This is a genomic window from Jannaschia formosa, from assembly GCF_003340555.1.
In the GTDB taxonomy this organism is placed as follows: domain Bacteria; phylum Pseudomonadota; class Alphaproteobacteria; order Rhodobacterales; family Rhodobacteraceae; genus Jannaschia; species Jannaschia formosa.
The window spans coordinates 1-2832 of record NZ_QPLJ01000070.1; the positions used below are offsets into that span (position 1 = coordinate 1).

The following is a 2832-nucleotide window of genomic DNA, read 5'->3' on the forward strand; positions in this document are numbered from 1 at the left end:
AACACCCACTCCGCATCCGACATCAGATCCCGCGCCATCGCATCACTCCGCCCGATCACAGTCGGGCACCGTGAATCACGCCAAGCCAGTCAGGGGAAGGGTTTTGTCAACACCGCCTAGGTCGCAACCCTCAGCGTTGAGGCGGTCGATTTGGATGGATAGGTCTTGATCAGTCGTGCTGACGCATGCGTAGCCAATTTTCGCCATGTGTCACCTCAGGGTTTTGAGGTGACGCTACCCTGTCACAAATAGTCGTGGTCAAACCAGATGTTACGGCTTCATCGCGCACCTTACCCTGTCACCGCAGGGTATACCCTGATGTGCCACGCTTCGGGCGGTTGAGCGGTAAGGGCGTCCGGCCAGGCCGGCTGCATGCCGGTGATCAACCTGGTCGTGGCAGGGGCGGTACTTGCCTTGTCGCCGTGCCCGTCAACCCGGTCCGGTATCAACGCAGCGTGTTGCGGGGAATATGGACGGGCTCTGGCAGGGAGTGGAATTCGGTGTCTTGTCCATCCTCGCGCTGCCCCATCAGGACGGCGACGTCGCAATCCCGGTCGAGGCTGATCAGGCCATGATGCCAGGTCCCACGCCGGTACGTAATGCCGGTTCCCGGCGGCAGCAGGAAGATCTCCAGTGCCCCGATATCTGGCTGGCTATCCCCGAGTGTCGGGCAGACCGCCGTCAGCAGCGTCACCGACGCGAGGGGGAGAAAGCTCTGTGCGCTGTGCGGATGACGCTCGATCTGCTCCAGACGGATGTCCCCTGGAACGGCGGAGAGATGGTTTATCCAGAGACGAGGGCGCGCTTGCGGCAGCATGTCCTCGATTGCGGCATCGATGTAATGGCGCCCGGCGCCACCGGGGTGTCGCAGCACCGTGCCGAAAGGCGCGAACTCCGTCTCGGTGATCCACTTTACGGCAGGGATCATGGTTGGCGTGGTCCTGTCATTGATTTCGATCCTTGATAGGACAGTCTGCTCAGAGGCAATTCCGTGTCATTCAGGCTGCGGCGGATGTTCCGACATCCAGTGCCGGGCAATGTCGATACGCCTGCAGATCCAGATATGCGGCCGGGACTGGATGTGCGCGAGGAAATGCCTCAGCGCCAGCGCGCGGCCGGGATGACCCATCAGGCGGCAGTGCAATCCCACGCTCATCATCCTGGGATGCGTCGCGCCTTCTTCATAAAGCATGTCGAAGCTGTCCCGCAGGAACTCGAAGAACTGCCCCGCCGTCGCCACGTTCCCGCGCGCGAACTTTCCGTCGTTATGGGCCAGGCTGTAGGGGATTACCAGGTGATCCCGCCCGGCCACCCGCGTCCAGTAAGGCAGCTCGTCCGCATAGCTGTCCGAGTCATACAGGAAGCCGCCATGCTCCACGATCAGGCGGCGCGTCCTTTCGGAAGGCGCATAGCGGCAGTACCAGCCCACCGGGCTGTCGCCGCACAGGCTGCCGATCACATCGAAGGCCTGCGAGATAGCCTGACGCTCCTCCGTTTCGTCGAGAGATTGATGTCGCACCCAGCGGTTGCCATGGGCGCAGACGTCCCACCGGTTCTGCCGGATGGCGTCGACGACATGCGGGTTGCGCTCGAGCGCCTGCGCGCATCCGAAGATCGTCGCCGGGACGCCAGCCTCTCTCAAGAGACGAAGGAGGCGCCAGACGCCGACGCGGCTGCCATATTCGAACATCGACTCGGCACCGAGATCACGGGTGGAGAACGCGCCGCCGCCGCCTTCGGTCAGGCCGCCCTCGGACTGGCTGTCGCCATCGGGATAGCTCTCTTCGGACCCCTCTTCGTAGTTGACGACGATGTTGAGGGCGATGCGCGCGCCGCCCGGCCAGCGCGGGTCCGGGGGGTTGGGGCCGTAGCCGATAAAGTCACGTTGCATGGATGAGACTGTCCGATGTCAGTGGCGTCGAAGAGGTCTACAAGCAGCAAGTATACTCGCGCCACGCCGACTCTGGCGGGCAGGAGCGAAAATTGATCTCCCGACGTTCAGGTCGGCGTTGATAACTGCAACGGTAGAGAAGGGCGGGAAGCGGCCATTCGCTGCCAGCGCGAACCTGCCACTGCATTGGAGAATATGGGAATTTGACAAACCAGAATGAGCCGGTTCGAGCTGAAGGTCAAAAAGGTAGGTGTCGCCTAGCAGGCTGCTGAAAAAGTCGCCGGTGCTTGTCTTCCGGTCTAGGGTTGCCACATCATGTTGATTTTTTAATCTGCTGGAAATCTACATCTTGTCTCCCTCCGTGGCCGCTCCGCGCACTTTGTGGGCGTGTGCACTTTCTCAGCAGCCTGCTAGAGACCGACTGAAGCCGATATCCAAGTGGTGAGGGACGCTGTCGAGGACGGCTGTGGGCTCCATTTTCATATCTGGCCGAGAGTAGGACCTATCCCAGAAAATTGTGTCAGCAAATATCTCTAAGCTGTGTGAGGCGACAGGGTGAGGATAAGTTCATCTGCCTGCTGGCGAGCGGCCCGATGCTTGAGGTCGCCACCCATCGTTGAGAACCGCGAAGAAACTCTATCCTCAGCAATCCTGTAGTGGCCAGCAGCAACCTCTCGGACATCATCACCGCTCAAACCACTGGACGCCTGGCCCGCAGGGAACGTTATGATGACACTCGCGCCTCTCCGGGCAAGACTGGCAAGTAGATCATCCAGCGCTCGCCTAGAACTGCGCTTCATCGAATAGTCAGAAATCGGTCTGAACCGCTCCGGGTTTGCCGGAGGCTGATTGCGTTTAGTTACGCGGCCATGGGTTCGGTTTCCAGAGCGGCGTAGAAGTTGGCCTCGGCTTCGGCTGGCGGGATGTTCCCGATGGGCTCC

2 protein-coding genes are annotated in these 2832 nt (G+C 60.9%); both read right to left on the reverse strand.

Annotation, left to right across the window (positions count from 1 at the left end):
* Positions 1 to 445: 445 nt before the first annotated feature.
* The gene (locus DR046_RS22730) at positions 446 to 928 is read right to left on the reverse strand and encodes an ureidoglycolate lyase (RefSeq protein ID WP_115384612.1); all 483 of its coding nucleotides are present in this window, start codon (positions 926 to 928) and stop codon (positions 446 to 448) included.
* Positions 929 to 994: 66 nt separating this feature from the next.
* Positions 995 to 1891: a polysaccharide deacetylase family protein gene (locus DR046_RS22735; RefSeq protein ID WP_115384613.1), complete on the reverse strand. Its 897-nt coding sequence runs from the start codon at positions 1889 to 1891 to the stop codon at positions 995 to 997.
* Between the last annotated feature and the right edge of the window lie 941 nt (positions 1892 to 2832).